Genomic DNA, 23232 nt, shown 5'->3' on the forward strand with positions numbered 1-23232 from the left:
GGAGCCCGGATCGATCGGGAGCGTGGTACCGACGAGGGGGTCGCGCGGCGCACTGGCAGGCGCCGGCGCAAATCCGCCCAGGCGACGAACCCGGCGGGCTCCGCTCAGGCGGTGCGCAGGCGAGTGACACCCATAGGACGGCCCTTCTTGTGCGCGGTCGTGACGAACGCAGCATAGCAGGGGCGGCAGCGGCCGTCCACGGCAGGAGCGGCGGGATCGGTCGGCGCCCCGGCGCATTGCCCTCGGTATGGCGGCAATGCCAAGCTGCGGGAGGGTGGCCAGCACGCCGCCCGGCGTGAGGAGAACGGTCATGCGCGTAGCGATCGGCTTTCACCGGCTGGCGATCGAAGACTGGGAGAGCGCCTCCGCCTACGCCGTCGAGGCCGAGCGGCTCGGCGTGGACGCGATCTGGTCGGCGGAGGCCTGGGCGCACGACGCGGTCACGCCGCTGGCCTACATCGCGGCGAAGACCGCGCGCGTCCAGCTCGGCACCGGCATCATGCAGGTCGGCGCCCGCACGCCCGCAATGGCGGCGATGACGGCGCTGAGCCTGGCTTCGATGTCGAACGGGCGCTTCGTGCTTGGCCTAGGCGCCAGCGGACCGCAAGTGATCGAGGGCTGGCACGGCATCCCCTTCCGGCGGCCGGTGCAGCGGATGCGCGAGTATCTCGAGATCGTGCGCATGGCCGCGCGCGGCGAGCGCGTCGTCTACAAGGGCGAGGTATACGAGCTGCCGCGTCCCGGCGGCGAGGGCAAAGCGTTGAAGTCCGGCGCGCAGTCGCGGCCGATCCCGATCTACCTGGCCACGCTCAGCCCGAAGAGCCTGGAGCTGACCGGCGAGCTTGCGGACGGCTGGCTCGGCACCTCGTTCATGCCCGAGCATGCAGACGTCTTCTTCACGCATCTGCGCCATGGCGCCGAGCAGGCCGGCCGCCGGCTGACCAACATCGACCTGCAGGCGGGCGGCGCCGTGGCCTTCGGCGACGATCTGGAGCGGCTGATCGCCGTGCGCCGGCCCGGCCTGGCCTTCACGCTGGGCGCGATGGGCTCGCGCCGGCACAACTTCTACAACCAGGCCTTCCGCCGCGCCGGCTTCGAGGAGGAGGCGCTGGCCGTGCAACGGCTCTGGCTCGACGGCCAGCGTGAGCAGGCGGCGGCGCTGGTGCCGGACGAGATGGTGTTGCACGCCAACCTGCTCGGCACCGAGGAGATGGTGCGCGAGCGCATCCGCGCCTACCGGAACGCCGGCATCACCACGCTGCGCCTCGATCCAGCGGGCGAGACGATGCAGGAGCGGCTGGACACGCTCGGCCGCGCCCTCCAGCTGGTGCACGAAGTCAGTGCAGAGCCGGCAGCGGTGGGCGCGGCGACGACGCTGAGCAGCTAACGTCGGGCTGAGCCAGCGTGGGAGAATGCGAGTGGGCGAGCTGTGAGATAGACGTCCGCGTGACGCGGTCCGGGCGCTTGAACGTGCCGGCAGAGCAGTGCGAAGGGTCACATAAACATCAAGATGCCGATTGGCCACGTTGTGACGTTTTCGGGGTGGCGAGAACCGGTCAAGATCGACCTTCTTAGGGCCGCCATCCGCAAGGCAGGACACAGCGAGGAGGAGTTCGTCCTCGTCTTGGAAGGGCATCGCTGATGGACTACATTATCGTGATTCATCCCGCCGAAGAAGGCGGCTACTGGGCCGAGGTTCCAGCACTGCCCGGCTGTTTCGCCCAGGGCGAATCGCTCGAAGACCTGCTGGGCGACGCACGTGGGGCGATCGCCTCCCACATCGAGGCGCTCCGAGAGGACGGTCAGCCGGTTCCTCCCGGCGGCGTGATCGTCGCCTCGGTGAATTTGCCGGAGACTGCAGCGGCCGCTAGCTAAGCACCCGCAGGGCAACGGACCGCCCCACGATCCGTTGGCCGTCGCGAGCGGACCGCCATCCGTCGCTGCCGTCATACGCTTCTTGCGCAGGAGCGAGGCGAGACGACGCATGAAACAGCGTCGATAGACGTCACCAACAGCCCGGAGCTGGCGCGCCTGGCCGAAGAGGTGCGCCGGACCGGACGGCCATGCCGCCCGCGGCGCCGGGATGAGGATGTGGCGATGCTGATTCCGCTGAGCGCCGCCAAAATCACACCGGCGCCGTACAACCCGGCGCTGGAAGCAGTCCTCGCCGGCCCGCCCGCGGACAGCGTCGTGGCAAGGACAGCGGGGCCTTACATACCGACCAGTCCTTCAAGGGCATCGAGGAAGAACGCGAACTCGCAGCCGAGGCGATGGCACGAGACCTGGTCGCAGGCTGGGACGGCTGAGCCGGCCGCGCTCCAGTCAGGCTTCACCCTCCAACGCCGCTGAGTCCATGCCGTTTCAGGCAGCCGGCTGCTTGTAGACGGCGCCGTCCTTCATCACGAAGGCGACGCGGCGCAGCGCCTCGATGTCGGCCAGCGGGTCGCCGTCCACGGCGATTACGTCGGCCCATTTGCCCGGCTCGAGCGTGCCGGTGTGCCGGTCGATGCCGATCACGCGGGCGCTGCCGGCCGTGGCCGCCTGGATCGCCGCCATCGGCGCCATACCCTCGTGCGCCATGCTCACCGGCTCGTCGGCGTTGTCGCCATGGGCGCGCAGCGGGCCGCCGAAGTAGTCCGAGCCGGCGCCGATCGCCAGGCCGCTCTGGCAGGCGAGGGGAAAGGAGCGCTCGATCGCGGCGATCGCCACCTGTTGCTTGCGCAGCCGCCAGGGCGGCATGTCGTGCGGGCTGTTCGCGGCGCGGCGGTAGACGGCCAGCAGCGCCAGCGTGGGCACGAAGCAGGTACCGCGCCGCTTCATCTCCTCGGCGCACTCCTCGTCCAAGTAGTAGCCGTGCTCGATCGAGTCGATACCGGCGCGCACGGCGTTGAGGATGCCCGCCTTGCCCTGCGCGTGCGCGGCCACGCGCCGCTTCGCCCGGTGCGCCTCCTCCACGATCGCGGCGATCTCCTCGCCGGTGAAGTGCTCGTCCTCGGGGTCGTCGTTCTCCGAGCCGACGCCGCCCGTGGTGCAGATCTTGATCAGATCGGCGCCGGCGCGGATGGCGGTGCGCACGGCGCGTCGGCACTCCTCCGGCGAATCGGCCAGAATCGCGCCGGGGCGGCGGCGCGCCTCTTCCAGCGGCCGGTAGTGTTGGTCGGCGTGGCCGCCGGTCTGCGAGATGATCGGCCCCGCCGCGTAGATGCGCGGTCCGGCGATCGCGCCCTCGTTCACCGCCCGCTTCAGCGAGAGGGCCACCTCGGAGCCCACGTCGCGCACCGTGGTGAAGCCGGCATCGAGCAGCTTGCGACAGTCCTCGGCGGCGCGCAGCACCTGCAGGTCGTGCGGCGTGGTGATGTCCATGTAGCTGCGCCCGCCGCGCAGGTGCACGTGCACGTCCATCAGGCCGGGCAGCAGCGTGCGCTCGCCCAGCTCGATGCGCCGGGCGCCGGCCGGCACGTGTACCTTGCCGGCCGGGCCGGCAGCCGCGATCGCGCCGTTTTCAATCAATACGACGCCGTCGCGCAGCGGCTCGGGCGAGACACCGTCGATCAGCAGTTCGGCGTGCAGGGCGATGGGTTCCGGTGACGGCTGGGACATGGCAGCGCCTCCGTGAAGCAGATGGGCCGGTGAAGCAATCCGCGCGGAGTGCAGCACCGGGCGGCCCGGCGCGCGTTGCTGCGGCACAGCATACGGTGCCCCGGCGGCGCGTGCTACGATAATTGCCGTCCCTGCCAGTGCATCAACTCGCAGCGCATGAAAGGCGTCAGGAGGCAGCGTGATGGCATCCGCCGGCTACGCCCACCCGGAGCTGCTGGCCGAGCCCGACTGGCTCGCCGCGCATGTCAACGATCCCGATGTGCGGATGATCGACTGCGCGACGCTCGAAGCCTACCGCCGGGCGCACATTCCCGGCGCGGTCGGCCTGCCCGTGCACATCTACATCAAGGATCCGGCCGACGAGACGTTCGTGATGCCGCCCGAGGGCTTCGAACAGCTCATGGGCCGGCTCGGCGTCAACAATGACACGACCGTCGTGACCTACGACGACAACAACGCGCTCGTGGCGACGCGGCTGTGGTGGGTGCTCAACTACTACGGCCACACGAAGACGAAGGTGCTGAACGGCGGCTGGCACCGCTGGCTCACCGAAGGCCGCCCGGTCACCTTCCACCAGACACACGCCGAGCCGGCCACGTTTCACGCGAAGCCGAACGAAGACCTGATCTGCCGCGTAGATGGTCTGAAGGCCAAGATCGGCAAGACCGGCACGCAGATCCTGGACGTGCGCACCGACGAGGAGTGGCGGGGCGCCAACAACCGCGGCAACACGCGCGCCGGCCACGTGCCCGGCGCCGTGCATCTCGAATGGCTCAACTTCGTCACGAAGGACGACAGGCGCACCTTCCTGCCCGCCGAGCAGTTGCGCAGCATGCTCACGAAGGAGGGCATCTCACCCGAGTCAGAAGTGGTCACCTACTGACAGGGAGGCATCCGTGCGGCGCACGGAATGTTTGTGCTGAAGCTCCTGGGCTGGAACAACGTCCGCAACTACGACGGCTCGATGCGCGAATGGGCCAACCGCGAGGACACGCCGCTGGTGCTGGAACCGCACTGACACGGCCGCACGTGGTGCGGTGCTACACTGACCCGTATGAAGGGATCCGCGCGGGCCGTTGATCCGCCCTCGCACTCCGGCCGCTGGGCACTGCTGGCCGGCATGGCGCTGCTGGTGCTGGCGTTCACCGCCTGCGCGCACGGCCACACGGCGCAGGCGAAGAAGGTCTCGCCCGTCGTGCTGGCGCTGCTGGCGCTCGCCCCCGCCGACCTCGGCGGCGCCTACGCGATCGCGTCTGATCAGTACGTGGACGACGACGGCCAGCCCGTGGCCCAGCCCACGCGCGAGTTCGAGCGCCGGCTCACCGTGAAGGCGCAGCAGGCAAACGGCGCCGCCGCGCCGCCCGCCACGAATCTGCTGATCACACTGGGACAGAAGTCGATCGACGAAGCTGCGGAGTTCGTCACGGCTGCCTCCGACGAGGATGTCGGCCCCGCGGACGTGCAGCAGGATCTGCAGACCGAGGTGCCCGACGCGCGCGACGTGCGCACCGCGTTGCTCCAGGACTTCGACGTCCTGGGCGACGACTCGGCCGCCTTCCAGATCAGCTGGACACAGGGCGACGGCGACGCGGCGCGTACCTGGCACTCGTACCGCGTCTATGTGCGCTCCGGCGGCTACCTCATGCTCGTGGCCCTGCGGGCGCCCAGCGCGCCGGGCGGCGCCGAGCCAGAGGGCCTGCGCAAGCAGGCCGAGACGCTCGCGAAGAAGCAGGCCGACAAGCTGCAGGCGGGCTCGACGCCGCTGCTGGCGCCGGCGCACTAAGCGAAGTCACGGCACGGACGAGAGGATGGCATGAGCGAGAACGGTATCGCCTACGAGCGCGTCGACTCGATCGGCTGGCTGACCTTCAACCGGCCGGAAAAGATGAATGCGCTCACCTACGCGATGCTGGACCGCATCGAAGCGGCCGTACGCGAGGCGCGCGACGACGACGCGGTGCGCGCGCTGGTCGTCACCGGCGCCGGCCGCGCCTTCTGCGCCGGCACCGATCTGGCCGAGCTGAGTGAGCGCCTGCCGGCCGAGGCGAGGCCGCGTGCCGCCGAGGCTCCCGACCCCGATCGCCCCGCGCCCTGGACGCTCCTGAGCCTGCCCAAGCCGGTGATCGCCGCCGTCAACGGCGCCGCCGTCGGCCTGGGCGCAGAGTTCTCCCTGCAGGCCGATCTGCGGCTGGCCGGCGAAAGCGCCCGCTTCAGCTGGATCTTCCCCCAGCGCGGCCTTGTGCCAGACACGGGCGCCGGCACCTGGCTGCTGCCGCGCGTGATCGGCCTCGCCCGCGCGGCGAAGCTGCTCTATACCGGCGCGATGATCGACGCGGCGGAGGCGCTGCGCATCGGCCTGGTGGACGAGGTCGTACCGGACGGAGCGCTGCATGGCCGCGCCGACGAACTGGCCCAGCAGATGGCGCGCGGCGCCCCGCTGGCGGTCGAGCAGATCAAGCGGTTGCTCTACCAGGGACTCGCCCGCGACGCCCGCGCCCACGTGGACGACAACGCGCAGACCCTGACCCGCATGTTCGCCACCGAGGACCACCGCGAAGGCGTACGCTCCTTTTTGGAGCGCCGCGAGCCGCATTTCGTGCGTCGGTAGTTGGGGAATCCCGTAGCGCGTACGGCGTGCGCCCTTCGCGCCGCCAGGCGCGACATTCGGCGTCCCGATTTCACACGAACACCCGCGCCGGAGGAGATCCGCAGCGATGGTTGACGTCAAGCTGATGCCGATCCTGGCGAAGCGGGCGGCGTCGCGGCAGGAGCGGCTTTCTCTCGACTTCGCGCCGGGGCTGACGCCGGGCGCCGTGGCCGAGGCCGAGGGCTTCCACGGCCCCGACCTGGAGACGATCCTGGCGATCGTCAACGGCCAGCAGGTAGAGCTGGACACGCCGCTCGCCGACGGCGACGCGCTCGAACTGCTGGTCGGCATCGCCGGCGGCTGAGCCGGTCCGCGATTCACAACCCCACGGCGCGGTACAGCAGCTTCTTGTAGCCGGCGATGTCAAGCGACAGCGCGACGCGGACGTTGCCCGCCGCCGTCTCGTCTGCGCCGGGCCGGCGGTCGAGGAGCGTGGCGCCGTAGCTGAGGCCGGGGCGGGTCTCGATCGCGACCGGGCAGTCGACGTACTCCGGCATCAGCGCCGGGTCGAGCGCGATCGCCATCGCCACCGCGTCGGGAATCGCCGCCTCGCCCTGCCAGCCGTAGCGGCCGCGGCCCATGCCGCCGATGTATGTGAACATCAGCGAGGCGAAGTGCGGCACTTGTTCGGAGCAGCCCTCCAGCGGCGCATACTCTTCCACCGTCGAGCGCGCGGGGCCGCGGCATAGCTCGATGCCGGCCATCGTGATCGGCAGGCCGGAGCGGAAGACGATCTGCGCCGCCTCCGCGTCCGCCCAGATGTTGAACTCCGCGGCCGCGCTGACGTTGCCGGCCAGGCCCGCGGCGCCGCCCATCACCACGCAGCGCCGCACCATGCCGGCGATCTGCGGATCGAGCGAGAGCGCCAGCGCCACGTTCGTGAGCGGGCCGAGCGTGACCAGCGAGCACGCGCCGGGGGCGGAGCGGATCGTCTCGATCAGCGCGATCGCGGCGTGGCTCTTGCCCGCTTCTCGCTTCGGCAGAGGGAAGCCGAAGTCGCCGAGGCCGTCTTCGCCGTGCACGTGGCGCGCGTCGCCCGGCTCGCGCAGGAGGGGGCGAGCGCAGCCCGCGTGCACGGGCACGTCGCTGCCGCACAGCTCGGCGACGTAGAGCGCGTTGCGCGTGGTGTGCTCCAGCGGCGCGTTGCCGGCGACGGTGGTGATCAGCTCCACGCCGGCGCCGGGATGGCGCAGCGCCATGATCAGCGCCAGGGCGTCGTCGGTGCCGATGTCCGTATCGATGATCAGGCGCAATGGTGCAGCGGCTGCAGGCATGGTGACCGGTCCCTCCGAGCGGCGGCGAAGCCGCCCCGTCACGCAGCGTATACTGCGCTTGCCGTGCGCCGGGCGCCAGCCATCGCCCCGGCAATCCCGCGGCCGGAGGCGTGGCGTGAAGATCGAAGCGCGGCTGAAGGAGCTGGGGCTTGAGCTGCCGGAGGCGAGCGGGTCAGGGCGCGCGGGGATGAACTTCGTCACCTGGCGGCGCACCGGCAACCTGGTCTATCTCGCCGGCCACGGACCGAACCGCGGCAGCACGCCGCAGTGGGTGGGCAAGGTCGGCGCGAAGGAAGAGGGCGGCACGTACAGCGAGGAGCAGGGCTACCAGGCGGCGCGGGAGACGGCAGTCAACCTGCTCGCCACGCTCAAGCTCGCGATCGGCGACCTGGACAAGGTGCGGCAACTGATCAAGATGCTGGGCATGGTGAACTGCACCCCGCATTTCGGCCGCCAGCCGTATGTGATCAACGGCGCCTCCGACTTCTTCGTGGAAGTTTTCGGCGAGGCGGGGCGCCACGCGCGGGCGGCCGTGGGCATGCAGTCGCTGCCCAACGAGATGCCTGTGGAGATCGAGCTGATCGTGGAGGTCGAGCCGGCCTAGCCGGCACTCAGCCGGCGGCCGGCCGGAAGCCGCGCGGCGCCCGCGCGACCACGGCGCCCTCGTCCTCGCGTTCGATGCTGAAACCCGCGGCACGCAGGCCGGCTACCGCTGCCGGAAGCTGCCCACCGCCATCGTCCAGCGCGACCAGCGTGCCGCTCGGAGCCAGTGCCCGCCGGCACTCATTGAGGGCTGCATCGTCGGCGAGCGTGGCCGCGGAGGCGAGCACGGCGTCGATCGCGTGCGAAAGCAGCGGCAGCGCCCGCGCATCGCAGCGCACCGCTTCCGCCGCTTCCGGCAGCACGTTCGTCTCCCGCGACGCGCCACCCGCCAACCGGCAGCCGATGAGCAGCAACCGCTCGCCAGGCTGAGCGGCCAGGTCGCGCAGCATGGCTTCGTCCAAACCCAGCGCGGGCACCGATTGGCCGGGCGCCGCGCCCGAAAGGAACGGCAGGTGGAACAAGAGTCTACTTGTAGGCACGCGCCGCCTCGATCGGCCAGACGGCGACGACCTCATCGCCGCGCACAACGTTGTACTCGGCGTGCATATTGATCGTGGTGTCGCCGTGCGAGGGCACCAGCTCGACCTTGTCACCCGGCTGCAGATCCGTGCCGGCCACGTCGAGGTGGCCGTGCTCTTCGCTGAGGCGCAGGATCTTCACCGGCAGTCCGTGCCACTGGCCCTGCGGCGGCCCGAACTCGCTCGAGAGCGACTTCATGCCGCAGTCCACGATCGCCACGTCGCCGTGCCGCGCGATCACCGTCGTCAGCAGGGTCAGCGCCGGCTGGCCCAGGTCCGGCCGCACGGCGCGGTAGGCGCCATCCATGAAGACGTACGAGCCGGCCTGGACTTCGGTCACATGCGGCGCGCTGGCGGCGATGTCGAAGGTGCCGGTGCCGCCGGCGCTGACGATCTCGGGCGCCAGCCCCGCCGCCTGCAGCGCGGCGACGTGGCGGCCGAGCGTGGCCAGCGCGGCATCGGCCAGCTTAATCCGCTCCTGCGGGTCCTTCTGCAGGACGGCGTGTCCCTCGTAGCCCATGATGCCGCGGTAGCGCACCGGCCCGGCCAGCAGCCGCTGCACCAGCTCGACCGTCTCTTCCGGATTGGCCGAGCCGCAGCGGTGCATGCCCGTGTCCACTTCGACGATCGCCTGCGGTGTGCGGCCGCTGCGCGCGGCGCCTTCTTCCAGCTCGCGGATGTTGAACTCGCTCTCCACCGCGACGATCACCTCGACCGACTCCGGCAGCGCCAGCAGGCGGTCGATCTTCCGCTGGCCAACGACCTGGTTGGCGATCAGGATCGGGCCGAGGCCGGCGCGGGCCAGCACCTCGGCCTCGCCCAGCTTGGCCGCGGTGATGCCGATCGCGCCGGCCGCGAGCTGGCGCCGCGCGATCTCGGGCGTCTTCGGCGTCTTGAAGTGCGGCCGCAGCCCGCTGTGCTGGCCGGCGAAGTAGGCGCTCATCGCGGCGATGTTCGCCTCGACCACATCCAGATCGAGCAGCAGCGCGGGCGTGTCGACGTCGTGCTTGTTCATGGCCGGAGCATAGCACGGGGCACGATCGGCGGGCGCATCGCCTTGACGGCGGCCGGCGCGGCGGCGACACTGCGGCTGCGAAGGCAGCGACGTGGCGCCTCGCCACGGGCGATGGAGTGAGCATGGCCGTCAAGGCGTACGTGCTGATCGTGACCGACCCGGTCCAGACCAAGAGCGTGCTGGCGAAGATCCGCGAGATCGCGGCGGTCAAAGAGTCGCACGAAGTCATGGGACCGTACGACATCGTGGTCGAGATCGAGGTCGACGACCTGGCCGAGATCCCGCCGATCCTGGGCGAGGGCATCCGTCGCATCGACGGCATCGAGAGCACGACCAGCCTGGTGACGTTTCCGGAAAAGGGCGCAGGGCGCAGGGCGTAGGGTAGAGGAGCCGGGGTGGCCGGCAAGCGCCGGTCAATCCGCCGTGAGCGGCCGGCGGGTCTCGTGGATCGAGGCTGAGCCGCGGCGGCGATCTTCGACGGTTGCGCCGCGCTGAAGCTACTCTCGCCTTCATTCCTACGCCCTACGCCCTACGCGCCCTACGCCCTACGCCCTCGGAGGTTTTCTATGAAGCTCGACGGCAAAGTCGCGATCGTGACCGGCGGCGGGCGCGGCATCGGCCGCGGCATCGTGCAATGCCTCGCCGACGAAGGCGCGGCGATCGTCATTCCCGACATCGACATGGCCCATGCCGAGCAGGCGGCGGCGGAGCTGCAGGCGCAGGGGCGCAGGGCGCTGGCGCTGCGCATGGACGTACGCCGCCAGGCCGAGGCCGATGCGATGGCGCGCCGCGCGCTGGAGGAGTTCGGCGCGATCGACATCCTCGTCAACAATGCCGGCGTGGCGACGAAGCGGCGCGGCCTGCCCTTTACCAACCTGCTCGAAGAAGACTGGGACTGGTGCTACGAGGTCAACGTCAAGGGCGTGTTCATCGTCAGCAAGGCCGTGGCGCCGGCGATGAAGGAGCGGCGCAGCGGTAAGATCGTCAACATCGCCTCGATCGCCGGGCGGCAGGGCGTGGAGTCGATCCCGCACTACGCCGTCTCCAAGGCGGGCGTCATCTCCTTCACGCAGGCGCTGGCCAAAGAACTGGGACGCTACAACATCAACGTCAACGCGATCTGTCCCGGCCTGCTCTGGACGCCGATGTGGGAGCAGCTCGAATCGGTCTTCAAAGGCAGCGAGGATCCCGAAGTCGTGCGCCGGCGCGAGGTGTTCGAGCGCACGATCGAGCGCGGCACGCCGCTGGGCCGCGAACAGACGCCAGAAGACATCGGCAAGCTGGCCGCATTCTTGTGCTCCGAGGACGCGAAGAACATCACCGGCCAGGCGATCAACGTCGACGGCGGGCAGATGCTCAACTGAATCGTAACCAATTGCAGGTGTCACCTTTGTAACGTTTGCCGAAACGGCGGCAGCGACAAGGGCGGGCCTGCTATGATGCGCGTGCACTGGGAACGCCCGTCGTGTTCCCGCGCGGAAAGCCTGCTGACCGGTGGACGCCTCCTTCAGCTTCGATGGCCGCACCTACCGGCCGCAGCTCGTGCGCTGCGGCAAGGTGGGCTGCAAGACCTGCGCCCGCAAAGGCGGCCACGGGCCGTACTGGTACGCCTTCTGGAAGGAGAAGGCGCGCACCGTCAGCCGCTACATCGGCAAGGTGCTGCCGCCCGGCGTCACACCGCCGGCAAGCGCCGTCGCCTCGCCGCCCGGCTGGCGGCTGGCGAAGTGCACACCGGCGGCGCAGCGCGTGCTGCTTGCCGCCTGGCAGTCGGCCGACTACGGCCGGCTCTACCCGGAGCACCTGCTGCTGGCGCTGGCACGGCTGGAGGATGGCACCGGCGCCCGCGCTTTGCATGCGCTGGGTGTGAATGAGGCGACGCTGCGGCCACTGCTGGCGAACGTAACGCTCGCCTCGACCGCGGTAAGCGGCCGCAAGCTGGCGCAACTGGCCACGAACGAGGCGCGGCGCTGGCACGACCCGGCGATCGGCACGGAGCATCTGCTGCTCGCTGTGGTGCGGCTCGCCGCCCTGCCGATGGTCGCCTCACTGGCGCGCCAGGGCGTCTCGCTGGAGAAGGCGATGGCGGCGGTGACGGCGCTGCGCGGCCTGCCCAGCGCCGGCAAGAAGTGCCTCTCCTGCCGCAAGCCGCTGCGGGCCAACTGGAACTTCTGCCCGCACTGCGGCGGCGCCCGCGCCCAGCCCGACGCTTTGCCCGCCGCGGCGACGGCCCGCGCCGAGGCGCCGGCAGGGCTGTGACCGCTCGGTTCGGCACCTTTGGGATGGCTGCAACGCCGGCTCGCTGCCCCGGCGGCACGCAGGCATTGCAGCCGCGACGCGGGCGTTGAAGCCGGGTCCGCAGGAACGTGATCGTGACAGAGCACCTCGCCGCCGCCGCGCAGCTCGGGCCCGCCTCGCCCTCTCGCGCCGCAACCGTGGCGCGCATCGTGAGCCTGATCACCGCCGCTGCCGGCGCCGGCGCAGAGCTGGTCGTCTTTCCCGAGCTGGCGCTCACTCCCTACTTTCCGGCGGCCATCCACGACGACGTAAGCCGCTGGTTCGAGCAGGAGCTGCCCTCGCCGGAGACGTGGGCGATCTTCGAAGCGGCGGCGCAGCGGCGGATCGCGGTGATGCTGCCCTTCGCCGAGCAGGACGGCGATGCCCGCTTCATGAGCGCGGTGCTGATCGACGCCCACGGCAAGGGGGCCGGGCGCTATCGCAAGAACCACATTCCGGGGCGGGTGGATCCGGCACCGGACGGCAGAGACGCCTGCTACGAGAAGCGCTACTTCGCACCGGGCGATCTCGGCTACCCGCTCTACGATTCGCCGGTGGGCAAGCTGGGCATGCTGATCTGCTATGACCTGCGCTTTCCCGAGTCCTACCGTTGCTGCGGCCTGGCCGGGGCCGAGCTGATCGGCATCGGCTACAACACGGATCTGGGCAGCGAGTTCACGGGCGACAGGGCGCTGGAGTTGGGCCAGGAACGGCACGAGCTGCCGATGCGCGCCGGGGCGGCCGCAAACGGCGTCTACGTCATCGCCGCCGGCAAGGGGGGCGAAGAAGCGGGCATCCGCTACCTCGGCGGCAGCTGCATCATCGCCCCAAACGGCGAGATCATCGCCAGGGCGCGCGGCGACGGCGACGAGCTGGTGATGGCGAAGATCGACCGTGAGCGCGGGCGCGCGATCCGCGAGCGGCTGAACCTGGCGCAGAACCGCCGTCCCGAGCAGTACGGCATTCTCACCCGCGTGCGGGCAGCGGTGTAGCCGGCCGGAGAGTATCCGGGCAGCGGCGGGCGGAACTCAGCCGTGCGACCGCGTCTCCCAGGTAATCAGCAGCTCGCGCACCTCCGGCAACCAGCGCGGGAAGTAGCCGCCGCCGTCGTGCGTGAACAGCGCGTCGAAGCGCGCCTCGATGCGCGCCCGGGCCGTCGCGTTCTCCTCGTCGCGCAGGGCGACAAGCGCCCGCTGCACGGCCTCTTCGCGTGTGCGCGGCCGCGCGGCGTTGTGCCCCCGCTCGGGCAGCACGCGCACGTCGGGCAGAATGCCCAGCTCCCAGATCGCTGGCAGCAGCTCGCGGTACGAGGGCACCGGCTGCTGCGGCTCGCCGTAGACCAGCGCGAACAGCGGCGCGTTCTCGACCGACGGCGCCACGCTCCAGAGCGTGATCAGCACGCGGCGCCGCGCGGCCCGCTCAAGCGTGCGGATGAAGGCGTCGATCTCGCGCACGAAGTAGGTGAGGTTCGCCACCAGCACCACGTCGCCGCGCAGGTCGCCCAGCGACTGCCAATCCGCCCGCACCTGGTGCACGTTGCCGATATCCGCCTTGGCGGCGCACTCGGCAAACTCGGCCTGCATCGCCGCGGAGGGATCGAGGTTGATCAGCTCGCGGCAGCGCATCGCCAGCGGCAGGCCGACGCGCCCGGCGCCGCCACCCACGTCCAACACCACGTCATCACGTTCGACATAGGCTGCCACGGCCGCGAGGTTGGGCGACGGCTCGCGCCGCGGGTCGAGGCGGAAGCGGCGGGCGTTGGCGCCGCTCCAGCGGTCGCGCGGCCACGGGCCGCCGTGCAGCCGCTCGCGCTGCGCGGTCACGGCATCGATCATCGCTTCGTAACAGGCGATCGCCGAGACCGGCTCGGATTCCTTGATCATGCCGGCTCCTCTGACTCTGCGCGGTCGCGCTCGGCGAGCCAGCGGCGCACGGCGCCGCCGATCCGTGCGAACTCGCGCGCGATCGGTCCGCGCGGATCGCCCAGCACCAGCGGGCGGCCCTCGTCTGCCGTGACCGAAAGCTGCACGTCGAAGGGAACGCGGCCCAGCACCGGCACCCCGGCCTGCAGGAGCCGCGGCGAAAGGCGGTACATGTCAATCGCTTCAGAGCAGTGCGGGCAGGTGAGCGATGCCATGTTCTGCACCATGCCCAGCACCGGCACGCCGCGCTCGCGCAGCAGCGTCAGCGTGCGCTCGGCGTCCATCTGCGCCAGGTCCTGCGGCGTGGTGACGAAGATCGCGCCGGAGAGCGGCAGCTCGCCCGCCATCACCTGCAGCTCCTCGCCCGTGCCGGGCGGCGCGTCAATCAGCAGCACGTCCGCGGCCCAGGCAGTCTGGAAGATGAAGCCGCGCAGCAGCGCCGAGACCAGCATGCGGCTGGAGATCACCGGCGGCAGGCGCTCCGGCACCTCGAAGCGCACGGAGACGAGCTCGACGCCGTAGCGGATCAGCGGCCGGCGCCAGGCCGAGGGTGCGGTGGCCGAGATCGCGAACGTGCGCATCCGGCGCGGCCGCTCCGTCAGGCTGGCGCCGAGCATGTGCGGCACGTCCGGCGCGTTGAGATCGCCGTCGATCAGCCCGACAGCGAGCCCCATCGCCGTCAGCGTGAGGGCCAGGTTCACCGCGACGGTGGATTTGCCGACGCCGCCCTTGCCGCCCAGCACGGCCAGCACATGCTTGCGCTCGCCGAAGCCTGCGCCGCCGCGGTAGACGCGGCTGCCGGCGCGCACCTCGATCGCCGCGTCGGGAAACGCGGGGCGCAGCCGCCTGAACACCCGCATCAGCGGATCGCGCTCGACCGCTCCGCCTTCGCCGGCTGCGACGCGTTCGACAATGCGCGGCGCCGCCCCGCCGCCCGTGGCCCCGGCCGCGGCCTCGCCGCCGAGCGTGACGACGACCCAGCCATCGGCGCAGAGCACCTCGGCCAGCTCGCCCTCAGCCAGCACCGGCGGCGAACCGTCCGCGCCGGCGGTAAGCAACGCGCCGCGGACCGCCCGCATGTCCGGCGCTGCGTCCGCCATCAGGCGACGCCCGCCGGTAGATAGCGGGCCGCGACCAGCTCGTTCTCCATCTGCTCGGTCCAGGCGTTCAGCCGCTCCGGCCGGTTCAGCGTGATCAGCGCCACGCGCCGGCGCCGTTCAAACAAAATCTGCTGGTACGCCAACGGCCTGCCTCCAGGCGTGGTCGCGGGCCGCCCGCCGCGACCTATGGGGCCGCCTTCTCCATCGGCACGGGCCCGCCGTAGCGCAGCGCCGGGTCGGTCTGCCAGGGCGCCCCGCCGGCGATGTCGTTGAGGCCGGCCGCGACCGAGTCCTGCTCCCAGAAGATCGTGTGTTCCACCATCTCGCGGAAGCTCCACTCGCCCTCGCGCCGGCGCAGGTCGAGCTGATCGTCTTCCAGGCCGATCAGGGCGCCGATCAGCGCGGCGCGCTCCTTCAGCCACTCGGCCAGCATGCGCTGCGGCCCGGTTTGCATCAGGCGCAGGTCGTGGCGGGCGTTGAGAATGCCGGCGGCGTGCAGCTTCTCGTGGTCGATGTCGTTCGCCAGCAGATGCCAGATCGAGGTCGTGCCGCCCGGCCCCTTGCCGCAGGGGTGCGAGCAGGCGGCGTCGAGATCGCTCTCAGCCAGGTCGTACAGGCGATCCAGCGTCGCGTTCATCGCCTGCTGCAGTTCGCGGATCAGGCGCCGAGTCTCGCTTGCCATTGCCGTTCCTCCCGCGCCGGTTTCGCCGGGGTTGCCTCAGCATACACCGTGATGCGCCGCGTACTCCGTCCAACGGCTCACGAACCCTGCCACAGATTACACACGGCTTGCCACGAACTTGTTACCGCCTGGCACCGGTCGCCCGGAAACCCTGTGCTATGGTCTTGAAGGGCCGTCGTCGCGGCGGGCAATGGGTCGGACGGCGGCGCACCTCTGAGTCCCGGAGGCGCTCGTGATCCTCGTCGTCGATGACGACCCGGACATCGCCCGCGTGATTCGCCTGGCGTTGGAGAGCGAGGGGCTGGCGGTCGTCACGGCGCCGAACGGCCGCGACGCCCTGCAACGGGTGCGCGAGCACCGCCCGGACCTTGTCCTGCTCGACATCAACATGCCGATCATGGACGGCGTGACCTTCGCCCGGAACGCCCGCGTCGAGTTCGGCGATCTGCCGATCATCGTGATGACGGCGGGGGCGGAGGCCTCGCGCTATTGCGCCCAGCTCGGCGCGCGCGACAGCCTGCCCAAGCCCTTTGAGCTCACCGATCTCTTGGACAAGGTCGAACGGTACACCACCGTCTGAGGCACCGCGCGGTTGCTGCTCACGCGTGCGCTTGCCGCTGCGCGCGGCCCGCCGTGAGGATGGGCAGTGCGCCGCAACGTTCCGCCCCGCTCGTTCGTCCTCTTGATCAGCGGTGCGCGGCGCAGATCGCGCGGGAGTGGCGGAGGAAGGCGTGCGGGACAGGCTCGGCGGACGGAGCGCGCGGCGGGCCATTGCCCTGGCCGGCTGGCTGTTGGCCGCCGCGTTGCTGGCGCTGGCGGCGGGGCCGCGGCCGGGCCGCGCCCAGACGGCGCCGACACCGACGAGCGGCGCCGGCCCCAGCCTGAGCCTGCAGGCGACCCAGCAGGCGGTGCAGGCCGCCGACGGCAGCCAGGGGATCGAGATCGATCTCAGCCTCAGCGCCGGCGACAGCGTGCAGGCACGCTTGCTGGAAGACGGCATAGTACTGCTGTTCGACGGCTTCATTGGCCCGGCGGGAACGACGATCGCCCGCGTCTTTCCGCGCGTCTGCGGCCGGCAGCACCAGTACGTGCTCTATTCGATCGTGGAGGGCAAGGCGGCGCGGGCCGCGGGGCAGACGGTCGTGCTCTGCCCCGAAGCCGCGCCCACGCCCTCGCCCAGCCCGCAGCCGTCGGGCGCGCCGGCGGGCGCGGCGCCTGCCCCGGCGCGGCCCGCCCCAACGGCCGCCGCGGCCGCCCCCGCGCTCGCGCCGGTTGCGGCCGTGCGGCCGGGACAGCCGCCGGTGCCCGCGCCGCCGCTGGAGCCGCCCAGCCTGGCGCTCACCGATGGCTTCGTGCTGGCACAGCCGGACGATGACGCGGCCGCCGGCGCGATCTACGCCGGCACGCCGCTGATCCGGCTCACGGCGATCTGGCTGCGCGGCAGCGACACGAGCGGCGGCGGCGACGGCCGCTATCAGTACGTCGAGATCGGCAACCTGGGCGGCGCGGCGCAGGACTTGAGCGGCTGGGCGCTGCAGGGCGACAGCGGCACCATCGCCGGGCTGATGTACTACTTCCCCGCCGGCCTGACGCTCAATCCCGGCGACAGCTGCCGCATCTACGTCGGCCATCCGGCCGAGGCCACCTGCGGCGACAGCAGCTTCGCCCTGTTCCCCTTCTGGGGTGACCACGGCGACGCCGGCCTCTGGGACGCCGCCGGCAACCTGGTGGATCTGCTCGGCTATTAATCGTCGCGGTGCACCGCGCCCGCGTCAGTGCACGTTGCCGACGAACAGCTCCTGCCGCCGCCGCCAGAGGCCGATGCCGATCAGCAGCGCCACCACCAGCTCGGCCGCGGCCAAGCCCTCGCCGATGCGGGCGGCGTCGCGCACCGAGTGCCAGATGCCGTCGTAGGCGCCGCGGGCCGACTGCGCCGCGGCCGAGAGCGCGTTGATCGTGTTGCTGAAGGCCGTTTGACCGGCGCCCGCGTTGACCGTGGCCGCCGACGCCGTGTCGGCCGGATTCTTCTGCAGCGCGGCCCTCAAATCACCGTCCGCCTTGAGAAAGGCGAGATAGGCGTTGCGCGCCAGCTCCAGGCTCTTCGCCTGTTCGCCGAAATGCACGTTGGCCACCAGCGGCGCCCGTGGCAGGCCGAAGCGATCTTGCCCATCCAGCGCGTTCGTCACCACCGCCGCCTGCACCGCATCGCCGCCGCCGGCGGTGAACGGCGTGTTCACGCAGCCGAGCTTGCCGCAGAGGTTCTGCTGCGCCTGCAAGTCGAGATCCGCGATCTCGGCGAAGTGTTGCTGGATCTTCGCCGGATCGGCGGCGTCGAAGATGGCGATGCTCTCCAGCGCGTTTTGCTGGCTGACCAGCGCCTGCTCGTCGCGGGCGCCAGCCACGCTGTCGTACGCCTCGCGCACCAGCACCTTCGCCTGCGTGTCGCCGCGCCGCAGTTGTACCACCACCCAGAGGCCGACGCCCAGCGCCAGCAGGATCGCCAGCGCCAGCTCCCAGGTGAGCAGGTGGTGCATGGAGCGCGTCAGCACGTAGCCGCCCAGCGCCACGATCAGCAGCAGCACGCTCACCGTGCCGGAGGCGATCGCCCAGTTGCGCAGCGTGCTGCTGGTGGAGGCGTAGCGCGACTCCATGAAATCGACCTTGTCCTGCTGCAGGCCGTTGGTGAGCGCCGGCAGCAGCCGCGTGTTGAGCACGCTGTAGGCCGAGCTGAAGGCGGCGCGCGCGTCGTCGAGGCGGTTGCCGTCGATCGCCGCGTTCATGGCGCCGATCGCGGCGGCGTAGTCCGTGCTGGCGGCGTCGGCGGCGTTGAAGGCGGCGTACTCGCCGTAGGTCTGGTCGCTGCGGTTCTGCCAGGAGAGACGCAGCTGCTCTTTGAAGGCGGCGTAGCTGTTGGCGGCGTTCTGCCGCGCCTGGGCGCGGGCGTTCGGCTGCGTCGTCGCCAGCGCGTCGGCCGAGGCGCCGGCGCTGTCGAGGATGTCGGCGCGGGCGCTCTGCGCGGCGTCCACGCTCTTCGCGCCCTGGTTTACGATCGCGCTGTAGCGGTCGTTCATCACGATGTTCGCCGCCAACACCACGGCCGCAGCGATCACGGCGACGAGGCAGCCGGCGACGAGGGCGACGAGCAGCAGCTCGCGCCAGGTGTGCACCCGGCCGCGGGCCGGCCGCGCGGCGGCTGCCGACTGGGCGCGGGCACGGCCGCGCAGCCGGCCGGATTGGCTCACAGCCATTCGTCCACCCCGAAGTAGATGCGCTCGAGCACGGCGTCGGCGTCGGTGGCCTCCGGCTCCTGGCGCAGGTAGCGGCGGTAGGCCTCGCGGCAGCGCTCGGCCATGCCGCGGCGATCGTTCGCGTCGTGCGTGCCGCCGTCGGGCCAGCGGTCGATCGCGGGCAGCGCCCGGGCGCGCGCCAGCCGCCAGGCGGCGAACCACCAGTCGCCCAGCAGTTGATAGAAGTGGCCGCTCTGCACGCGCCCACCGAGCGCCAGCATCGCCGCCGCCGCGCGGTTCAACTCCTCCGGCTGCTGCTCCACGCGCGAGAGATAGAGCTCGATCAGCCGCAGTTGCGCGTCCACGAAGCGCACGGCGTTCTCACTCACGCGGTCGAGCGCGTCGATCGCCGCCTGCGGCTGGTTGAGCGCGACCAGCGTGTCGGCCATGCCCAGGATCGCCTCGGCGTTGGCCGGGTCGGCCTGCACCACGCGCTGGTACAGCGGCAAGGCATCCTGGTAGCGCTGCTGGTCGTGGTAGAGATCGGCCAGCGCCTGCTTGGGCAGGATCTCGCCGGGCACCAGCCGCATCAGCTCCTTGTAGTCGCTCTCGGCGGTGGCGGCGTCGCCGGCGGCCTGCGCCACCTGCGCCTCGACCACGATCGCCCGCCAGCGCGTGGCCGGCGTGGCGTGCTGATCGGCGGTTTGCAACTCGGCCTTCGCCTCGTCGTCGCGGCCGAGGTTGGTGAGCGCCGCGGCCCGCACGAGGCGCGCGTCGATGCTGGCGGGGCTGGCCTTGACCGCCGCATCGGCCGCGGCCAGCGCCTGGGTGTAGCGGCCGGCGGTCATCAGGGCGCGGGCGGAGTCAAGCGCCGCGGCGGCGGGATCGGTGCTGTCGGCGGCGGGCAGGGCGTTGATGCGTCCCGTGGTGCGGTGGCCGATGCTGCCGGTGAACAGGCGGCTCTGCACGGGCAGCGCGGTCATCATCTCGGCGGCGCTGCCGCCGGCAGCGCCCTGGATGAAGCGGGCGACGCCCTCAAGCTGCTCCTGCAACTCGTCGATGCTGCCGAAACGCTCGGCCGGCGACTTGCTGCGGCCGCGGGCGATCAGGTCGTAGAGCTCCGGCGGCAGCGGCCACTGCTCCGCGGGCGGCACGCCGCCGCCCTGCCAGGCTTCGACATCGAGCCCCGCCAGCTCGGCCAGCGTGCTGACGATCGTGTAGACGTCCATGCCGGGCGTCTGTTCGCAGACGCCGCGGATCTCCGGCGGCGCGTAGCCGATCGTGCCCCAGGCCTGCACCGGCTGGCCGGGCGTGTACTCGATCGCGGTGCCGAGGTCGATCAGCACCTCGCGCAGCGTGCCGTCGTCTTCCGTGACCTGGATCGCGTTGCCGGGCTTGAAGTCGCGATAGACGACGGGCGGCGTGCGGTGGTGCAGGTAGCGGAAGGCGGGCATGATGCCGAGGATCAGCCGCACGGCCTCCTGCGGCGCGAGCGTGCCGCCGGCGTTCTCGATCAGCTTCTTCCAGCCCACGCCCTGAACCAGCGCCATGACGATGAAGGGCACGTTCTCCTGCGTGACGATGTCGTAGATGCGCACGATGTTCTGGTGGTCGAGCCGGATCAGCATCTCGCGCTCGAGCGCGGCGGCCGCCAGCAGCTCCGGGTCGTCGGTCTTGAGGATCGCCTTGACCGCGCAACTGCGGCCCTCCGGCTCCTGGCGCGTGGGCAGGTTGACGTCAACGGCGCGGTAGACGGCGCCCATGCCCCCGCCGCCGATGATGCCGGTGATCTTGTAACGCCCGGCCAGCGTCTGGCCGATGTGCAGCACGCCGGCGGAGAGCGCCGCGCCGCAGGACGGGCAGAAACGCGCCCCCTCGCGCACGGGCTTGCCGCACTTCGGACAGGCCGAGCCGCCGGACGCTGCCGGAGCTGCTGCCGGTTGCGTGGGCGCGGTCTGCGCTGTGTGACCCGTGGCCGGGGCGCCGCCGCTGCCACGAAAGACGGGCATGGTGCTGCTGTTGGCGTTGGTGCTCAAGGCCGGGGGGCTCTGAGCCGGATGCGCAGTGTGGTGCGCGGGCGCATGTGTTGGCGGCGCGCCGTGCACGATCACGGGCGCGGTGTGCTGGGCGGGCGGCGCCGTCGCCTCGGCGCCGCACTCTATGCAGAAGGGATCGGCGGCCGGCGTCTCCTTGCCGCACGCCGGGCAGACGCGCATCGCCGCTCCGGTCGCCACGTCGATCCTCCCTCTGTCCTACCGCCGGCGCCCTCGCCGGGCACCCAACCCTGAACGCTGCTCAGTCTGTCCCTTCCCGAAGCGGGAAGGGGCTTTTGCGGCGTTCCCATCACCGCGCGAGGGCGGCACGGCCCACGCCGCGGCGGGGGTTCGGCGCGCCGTCCGCTATACTGCACGGTGCGGCGAATCTTTCATCTATCATACAGGCATACAGGCAGACGCGGCGGCGGTGGTGCAGATGCGGAGCAGCGGCCGGCAGCGGACGGGAATCGCGGCGCTCGGGCGGCTGGCGCTGCTCGGCGTGGCGCTGCTGGCGCTCTCCTGCGGCGGCACGCCGACGGACGAGCTGCACGTCTACTCCAGCGTGCCGCTGCAAGGCTCCGGCGCCAAAGAGAACAAGACGATCGTCGACGCGATCCAGATGGCGCTTTCCGAGCACGGCGGCAAGGCAGGGCGCTTCCGCATCAAGTACATCTCGCTGGACGACTCGACAAAAGCGAAAGGCAAGTGGGACGCGGGCCAGGAGACGAAGAACGCCCGCCGCGCGGCCGCCGATCCGCTGGCCGTCGCCTACATCGGCACGGTCAACTCGGGCGCGGCCAAGGTTTCGATCCCCATTCTCGACCGCGTGCAACTGGCGATGGTCAGTCCGGCGAACACCTATCCGGGCCTGACCAAGAGCAGCGGCGCCCTCGCCAGCGAGCCGTACATCTACTACCCGCTCGGTCCCGACAGCCAGAACTTTTGCAGGGTGCTGCCCTCGGACGATCTGCAGGGCGCGGCCGGCGCCCTCTACGCGCAGCAGAAGCTGGGCGCGAAGAGCGTCTACGTGCTGGACGACACCGAGCTGTACGGCCACGGCATCGCCACGATCTTCGCGGCGAAGGCGAAAGAGATCGGCCTGAACGTGCTGGCCGGGCCGGAGGGAATCGAGACACGCACGGGGGCGCAGTTCAGCCAGGCGCGCAACAGCGAGGCGCAGAAGGTCGTGGCGGCGAAGCCGGACCTGGTCTACTTCGGCGGCGCCACGGAGAACCATCCGGGTGAGCTGCTCAACGATCTGCGCAAGCTCGGCTTCCGCGGCGTGTTCATGGGGCCGGACGGCATCGATCAGTCGGAGTTCGTGGACGAGGCCTCGGCCGGTGGCGTGCAGGCGGGCCAGGTCTTCGCCACGCTGCCCGGCCTGCCCGCGGAGAAGCTCACCGGCGCCGGCGCCGCCTGGTACGCCAAGTTCAAGGCGCAGTACGGCGACACCGGCCAGTACACGCACTACGCCTACGAGGCGATGAACGTGGTGCTGGACGCGATCGCGAAGGCCGGCGGGGTCGACGCGCACACGGGCAAGGCCGATCGCGCCGCCGTGCTCGCGGCGATCCGCCAGGCCAAGAACGTGCAGGGCATTCTCGGCGCCTGGAGCTTCGACGGCCACTGCGACACGACGCTGACGGCGATCAGCGTGAACGACCTGACCAACGGCAAGTTCCAGTACAAGGAGCTGGCGCCCCAGCCGTAGGACACGATAGGTCCGCAGGCTCAGCGCAGGCCGTTGCGCGTCCTGAAGGCGGCGGCGAAGGTGGGGTTGGTGAAGCGGAAGGTGAGCGCCTCCGCCCCGGCCGCGAGGTCCGCGCCGAGCAGGCCGGCGCCCCAGTCGCGGTAGCGCGGCAGCCGGCGTACGAACGCGCCCACGCCAAGCAGCGCCAGCAACCCCAGCAGCGCGCCGGCGATCAGCCCGAAGAAAATGCGCACGCCCAGCGGCGCATCCAGTGCGACCAGCAGCACGACGAGGCCGATCAGTCCGGCGAGAAACGCGGCGCCGATGCCCAGCCGCCGGATCTCGCCGCGCAGCTTCGCGCTGCGTGCCGCGTCTGCGGCGCAGTACGGCACGGCGACGGCCAGGTGCTCCTCCGTCAGCGTGCGCGTCAGCGTGCCCTTGCTGGCGCTCTGCACGCGGCGGGCGCGCAGCGTCAGATCCTGCGCCACCGCGCCGTAGCAGTAGACGCAGTGCGCGGGCATACCCACACCGCCCGAAGGCCGGCGCGGAATCGTCACATCGCTCCAGGCCAACGCGGCCCTCCCCTGCCCTTCGGTGCTTCGATCCGTACCACGGAAGCAACGAATCGCAGAAGGGCGCCGCAG

The 23232-nt window shown here is 71.1% G+C and carries 25 protein-coding genes; 14 read left to right on the forward strand and 11 right to left on the reverse strand.

Annotated features, from left to right (window positions below; all coding sequences use genetic code 11):
* The first annotated feature begins 310 nt into the window (after positions 1 to 310).
* Together VKV26_08140 and VKV26_08145 are read left to right on the forward strand one after the other, a co-directional pair.
* Positions 311 to 1387 carry an LLM class flavin-dependent oxidoreductase gene (locus tag VKV26_08140; protein HLZ69862.1) on the forward strand — a complete coding sequence of 359 codons (1077 nt, stop codon included), beginning with the start codon at positions 311 to 313 and terminating at the stop codon, positions 1385 to 1387.
* A gap of 254 nt (positions 1388 to 1641) precedes the next feature.
* Complete coding sequence (locus tag VKV26_08145) at positions 1642 to 1875, forward strand: type II toxin-antitoxin system HicB family antitoxin (protein ID HLZ69863.1); 234 nt, start codon at positions 1642 to 1644, stop codon at positions 1873 to 1875.
* 486 nt (positions 1876 to 2361) lie between these two features.
* Here the strand turns inward: VKV26_08145 and VKV26_08150 are convergent, their stop codons facing one another.
* Positions 2362 to 3600 (reverse strand): amidohydrolase family protein, encoded by a 1239-nt coding sequence (locus tag VKV26_08150; GenBank protein HLZ69864.1) that lies wholly within the window; start codon positions 3598 to 3600, stop codon positions 2362 to 2364.
* Between the two features lie 178 nt (positions 3601 to 3778).
* Here VKV26_08150 and VKV26_08155 point away from each other — a divergent pair, with 178 nt between their 5' ends.
* The 4 genes from VKV26_08155 to VKV26_08170 all read left to right on the forward strand — a co-directional run bounded on the left by VKV26_08155 (position 3779) and on the right by VKV26_08170 (position 6551).
* Positions 3779 to 4618 (forward strand): sulfurtransferase, encoded by an 840-nt coding sequence (locus tag VKV26_08155; protein ID HLZ69865.1) that lies wholly within the window; start codon positions 3779 to 3781, stop codon positions 4616 to 4618.
* A 36-nt stretch (positions 4619 to 4654) separates the two neighbouring features.
* Positions 4655 to 5383, forward strand: a complete 729-nt coding sequence (locus tag VKV26_08160; GenBank protein ID HLZ69866.1) for a hypothetical protein — start codon at positions 4655 to 4657, stop codon at positions 5381 to 5383.
* 30 nt (positions 5384 to 5413) lie between these two features.
* Complete coding sequence (locus VKV26_08165; GenBank protein ID HLZ69867.1) at positions 5414 to 6208, forward strand: enoyl-CoA hydratase-related protein; 795 nt, start codon at positions 5414 to 5416, stop codon at positions 6206 to 6208.
* A gap of 106 nt (positions 6209 to 6314) precedes the next feature.
* Entirely contained in the window at positions 6315 to 6551 is a 237-nt protein-coding gene (locus VKV26_08170; GenBank protein HLZ69868.1) for a MoaD/ThiS family protein, read from the forward strand.
* Between the two features lie 13 nt (positions 6552 to 6564).
* Here VKV26_08170 and VKV26_08175 read toward each other — a convergent pair whose 3' ends face one another.
* The gene (locus VKV26_08175; protein HLZ69869.1) at positions 6565 to 7521 is read right to left on the reverse strand and encodes a nucleoside hydrolase; all 957 of its coding nucleotides are present in this window, start codon (positions 7519 to 7521) and stop codon (positions 6565 to 6567) included.
* Positions 7522 to 7636: 115 nt separating this feature from the next.
* Here VKV26_08175 and VKV26_08180 point away from each other — a divergent pair, with 115 nt between their 5' ends.
* Positions 7637 to 8125 carry a RidA family protein gene (locus tag VKV26_08180; protein HLZ69870.1) on the forward strand — a complete coding sequence of 163 codons (489 nt, stop codon included), beginning with the start codon at positions 7637 to 7639 and terminating at the stop codon, positions 8123 to 8125.
* A 7-nt stretch (positions 8126 to 8132) separates the two neighbouring features.
* On the opposite strand, the gene VKV26_08185 is transcribed toward VKV26_08180, so the two are convergent.
* Both VKV26_08185 and VKV26_08190 read right to left on the reverse strand, forming a co-directional pair.
* Positions 8133 to 8603, reverse strand: coding sequence for a methyltransferase domain-containing protein (locus VKV26_08185; GenBank protein HLZ69871.1), 471 nt, complete (start codon positions 8601 to 8603; stop codon positions 8133 to 8135).
* Positions 8590 to 9657 carry an alanine racemase gene (locus tag VKV26_08190; GenBank protein HLZ69872.1) on the reverse strand — a complete coding sequence of 356 codons (1068 nt, stop codon included), beginning with the start codon at positions 9655 to 9657 and terminating at the stop codon, positions 8590 to 8592. Before VKV26_08190 ends, VKV26_08185 begins: the two co-directional genes overlap by 14 nt.
* A gap of 122 nt (positions 9658 to 9779) precedes the next feature.
* Between VKV26_08190 and VKV26_08195 the strand changes: the two genes are divergently transcribed.
* The 4 genes from VKV26_08195 to VKV26_08210 all read left to right on the forward strand — a co-directional run bounded on the left by VKV26_08195 (position 9780) and on the right by VKV26_08210 (position 12923).
* Positions 9780 to 10037 (forward strand): Lrp/AsnC ligand binding domain-containing protein, encoded by a 258-nt coding sequence (locus tag VKV26_08195; GenBank protein ID HLZ69873.1) that lies wholly within the window; start codon positions 9780 to 9782, stop codon positions 10035 to 10037.
* A 186-nt stretch (positions 10038 to 10223) separates the two neighbouring features.
* Positions 10224 to 11021, forward strand: a complete 798-nt coding sequence (locus VKV26_08200) for an SDR family NAD(P)-dependent oxidoreductase (GenBank protein HLZ69874.1) — start codon at positions 10224 to 10226, stop codon at positions 11019 to 11021.
* A 130-nt stretch (positions 11022 to 11151) separates the two neighbouring features.
* A complete protein-coding gene (locus tag VKV26_08205) occupies positions 11152 to 11913 on the forward strand; it encodes a DUF6788 family protein (GenBank protein ID HLZ69875.1) in 762 nt (253 codons plus the stop codon).
* A 113-nt stretch (positions 11914 to 12026) separates the two neighbouring features.
* A complete protein-coding gene (locus VKV26_08210; GenBank protein ID HLZ69876.1) occupies positions 12027 to 12923 on the forward strand; it encodes a nitrilase-related carbon-nitrogen hydrolase in 897 nt (298 codons plus the stop codon).
* Positions 12924 to 12959: 36 nt separating this feature from the next.
* Here VKV26_08210 and VKV26_08215 read toward each other — a convergent pair whose 3' ends face one another.
* From VKV26_08215 to VKV26_08230, 4 genes are read right to left on the reverse strand one after another with little or no spacing between them, the layout of a single operon-like run.
* Positions 12960 to 13814 (reverse strand): class I SAM-dependent methyltransferase, encoded by an 855-nt coding sequence (locus tag VKV26_08215; protein HLZ69877.1) that lies wholly within the window; start codon positions 13812 to 13814, stop codon positions 12960 to 12962.
* Positions 13811 to 14953: a P-loop NTPase gene (locus VKV26_08220; protein HLZ69878.1), complete on the reverse strand. Its 1143-nt coding sequence runs from the start codon at positions 14951 to 14953 to the stop codon at positions 13811 to 13813. Before VKV26_08220 ends, VKV26_08215 begins: the two co-directional genes overlap by 4 nt.
* Positions 14953 to 15096 (reverse strand): hypothetical protein, encoded by a 144-nt coding sequence (locus tag VKV26_08225; protein HLZ69879.1) that lies wholly within the window; start codon positions 15094 to 15096, stop codon positions 14953 to 14955. The genes VKV26_08220 and VKV26_08225 overlap by 1 nt, the downstream gene beginning before the upstream one ends.
* 41 nt (positions 15097 to 15137) lie before the next feature.
* Positions 15138 to 15635 (reverse strand): DinB family protein, encoded by a 498-nt coding sequence (locus tag VKV26_08230; GenBank protein HLZ69880.1) that lies wholly within the window; start codon positions 15633 to 15635, stop codon positions 15138 to 15140.
* Positions 15636 to 15867: 232 nt separating this feature from the next.
* Between VKV26_08230 and VKV26_08235 the strand changes: the two genes are divergently transcribed.
* Both VKV26_08235 and VKV26_08240 read left to right on the forward strand, forming a co-directional pair.
* A complete protein-coding gene (locus tag VKV26_08235) occupies positions 15868 to 16215 on the forward strand; it encodes a response regulator (GenBank protein HLZ69881.1) in 348 nt (115 codons plus the stop codon).
* Between the two features lie 151 nt (positions 16216 to 16366).
* Positions 16367 to 17383: a lamin tail domain-containing protein gene (locus VKV26_08240; protein HLZ69882.1), complete on the forward strand. Its 1017-nt coding sequence runs from the start codon at positions 16367 to 16369 to the stop codon at positions 17381 to 17383.
* Positions 17384 to 17407: 24 nt separating this feature from the next.
* Here the strand turns inward: VKV26_08240 and VKV26_08245 are convergent, their stop codons facing one another.
* Positions 17408 to 18883, reverse strand: coding sequence for a hypothetical protein (locus VKV26_08245; GenBank protein ID HLZ69883.1), 1476 nt, complete (start codon positions 18881 to 18883; stop codon positions 17408 to 17410).
* Positions 18874 to 21096 (reverse strand): tetratricopeptide repeat protein, encoded by a 2223-nt coding sequence (locus VKV26_08250; protein ID HLZ69884.1) that lies wholly within the window; start codon positions 21094 to 21096, stop codon positions 18874 to 18876. Before VKV26_08250 ends, VKV26_08245 begins: the two co-directional genes overlap by 10 nt.
* Positions 21097 to 21334: 238 nt before the next feature.
* Between VKV26_08250 and VKV26_08255 the strand changes: the two genes are divergently transcribed.
* Positions 21335 to 22609: a branched-chain amino acid ABC transporter substrate-binding protein gene (locus VKV26_08255; protein HLZ69885.1), complete on the forward strand. Its 1275-nt coding sequence runs from the start codon at positions 21335 to 21337 to the stop codon at positions 22607 to 22609.
* Between the two features lie 20 nt (positions 22610 to 22629).
* Here the strand turns inward: VKV26_08255 and VKV26_08260 are convergent, their stop codons facing one another.
* Positions 22630 to 23160 carry a hypothetical protein gene (locus VKV26_08260; GenBank protein ID HLZ69886.1) on the reverse strand — a complete coding sequence of 177 codons (531 nt, stop codon included), beginning with the start codon at positions 23158 to 23160 and terminating at the stop codon, positions 22630 to 22632.
* Positions 23161 to 23232: the final 72 nt, after the last annotated feature.

This window comes from Dehalococcoidia bacterium (genome assembly GCA_035310145.1).
Lineage (GTDB): Bacteria > Chloroflexota > Dehalococcoidia > CAUJGQ01 > CAUJGQ01 > CALFMN01.

Coding starts and splice junctions, on each gene's coding strand:
- VKV26_08140 (HLZ69862.1), top strand. CDS start 311: ATGCGCGTAGCGATCGGCTTTCACCGGCTGGCGATCGAAGACTGGGAG.
- VKV26_08145 (HLZ69863.1), top strand. CDS start 1,642: ATGGACTACATTATCGTGATTCATCCCGCCGAAGAAGGCGGCTACTGG.
- VKV26_08150 (HLZ69864.1), bottom strand. CDS start 3,600: ATGTCCCAGCCGTCACCGGAACCCATCGCCCTGCACGCCGAACTGCTG.
- VKV26_08160 (HLZ69866.1), top strand. CDS start 4,655: ATGAAGGGATCCGCGCGGGCCGTTGATCCGCCCTCGCACTCCGGCCGC.
- VKV26_08165 (HLZ69867.1), top strand. CDS start 5,414: ATGAGCGAGAACGGTATCGCCTACGAGCGCGTCGACTCGATCGGCTGG.
- VKV26_08170 (HLZ69868.1), top strand. CDS start 6,315: ATGGTTGACGTCAAGCTGATGCCGATCCTGGCGAAGCGGGCGGCGTCG.
- VKV26_08175 (HLZ69869.1), bottom strand. CDS start 7,521: ATGCCTGCAGCCGCTGCACCATTGCGCCTGATCATCGATACGGACATC.
- VKV26_08190 (HLZ69872.1), bottom strand. CDS start 9,657: ATGAACAAGCACGACGTCGACACGCCCGCGCTGCTGCTCGATCTGGAT.
- VKV26_08195 (HLZ69873.1), top strand. CDS start 9,780: ATGGCCGTCAAGGCGTACGTGCTGATCGTGACCGACCCGGTCCAGACC.
- VKV26_08200 (HLZ69874.1), top strand. CDS start 10,224: ATGAAGCTCGACGGCAAAGTCGCGATCGTGACCGGCGGCGGGCGCGGC.
- VKV26_08215 (HLZ69877.1), bottom strand. CDS start 13,814: ATGATCAAGGAATCCGAGCCGGTCTCGGCGATCGCCTGTTACGAAGCG.
- VKV26_08220 (HLZ69878.1), bottom strand. CDS start 14,953: ATGGCGGACGCAGCGCCGGACATGCGGGCGGTCCGCGGCGCGTTGCTT.
- VKV26_08230 (HLZ69880.1), bottom strand. CDS start 15,635: ATGGCAAGCGAGACTCGGCGCCTGATCCGCGAACTGCAGCAGGCGATG.
- VKV26_08245 (HLZ69883.1), bottom strand. CDS start 18,883: ATGGCTGTGAGCCAATCCGGCCGGCTGCGCGGCCGTGCCCGCGCCCAG.
- VKV26_08255 (HLZ69885.1), top strand. CDS start 21,335: ATGCGGAGCAGCGGCCGGCAGCGGACGGGAATCGCGGCGCTCGGGCGG.